Below are 1,157 nucleotides of genomic sequence, written 5' to 3'. Positions count from 1 at the left end.
TCTCAATAAATTGTAGGCTACACAAATCCTCTTTGGTTAAGTGAGGAGGGAACCGAAGTTGTTCGGTCCACTCGTAATCATGTAAACTCTTTTTATCTAAGAACTTCGCCTTTTTTATCAAGCGGATTGCTCTCGCTTTTTCTCTTAATCTTATTTCCTCCTTAAGTAGCCCATATAAGAATTGTTTCGGAGTTTCAAACGGTATTTGCTCGTATACATCCGCAACATAAGCTAACCTCAATAACTTACACAATTCTTTAATGTCCTGTTTCAATTGACAGCCTCCTCTCTAGGAGCTAATGAATCGTATTTACTCCAGTCCACTTCATAAGGATTATTATCACTAGGTAGCTTATCCTGTGCAATTAATTCATAGAACTCTTCATTAATCTTCTTCATGTCATGAGAAACTAATAAACTAGCTAGAGCTTCTAATCGTTTTCGTCGAATAATTAAATTATCTACCAACAAAAATTCTTTAATTCTTCCCGGTAAATACTTATTATAGCGCGAATATTCTACAACCCTTGGTTTATGAATCCATGTTTTAATTATTGAAAGCCATGGTAATGCTTTTCGCTTTTTCATATATGGCCGATAGTCATCCAATAATATCTCCCCATTAGGTGAAACAATCTTTAATTGATCCCATGTTAATATCATTTGTAATTGACTATAGTTGCCACCCTTAGGGACATGAACCAACGTCTGATCCACTTTCACTTCATTATATTTGTTTACTTTAACAAGATGCTCTTTAAATACAGGATAGGGCTTTTCCGGTAATGCTAGAAGATAATCCCGTTCTTCCTGCCATAAGTCCTCAATACGTACGTTTTTGGCATAATGAATTCTATTTCTGTCCGCCTCTAATTTATGAAATAATTGATCAGTTAAACCCTCATAGCTGTCCATTATTGGAGCTGAAGTAAAAAAGTTATAGCGTATATATCCAACTTTATTCTCAACATTTCCTTTTTCATGGCCACTTCTTGGATTGCATACCTGCACATCAAAGCCATAATAATGCTGAAATTGAACAAATTCATCAGTTAATTGTGCTTCTTCATTTTTTGTCCTTTTTTTCTTCACAGCGGGGGTCAAATTATCGATTCTTATCCTTTTAGGTACTCCCCCAACCTGTTTAAAAAGAATAT

Annotated in this window: 1 protein-coding gene and 1 pseudogene; both read right to left on the bottom strand. The window is 34.9% G+C overall.

The features are described from left to right. Positions 1-274: pseudogene (locus ACFPOH_RS01915) on the bottom strand (ATP-binding protein); the annotation flags it as partial. Continuing rightward, positions 271-1,157 (bottom strand): transposase (locus ACFPOH_RS01910; RefSeq protein ID WP_465270733.1); only part of this gene is annotated, 887 nt, incomplete at its 5' end. The gene ACFPOH_RS01910 and the pseudogene ACFPOH_RS01915, both read right to left, overlap by 4 nt.

The organism is Ureibacillus suwonensis (genome assembly GCF_042655065.1).
GTDB classification, from domain to species: Bacteria; Bacillota; Bacilli; order Bacillales_A; family Planococcaceae; genus Ureibacillus; species Ureibacillus suwonensis.
The sequence above is the reverse complement of the archived record's forward strand: the minus strand, read 5'-3'. Positions and strand labels throughout refer to the sequence as shown.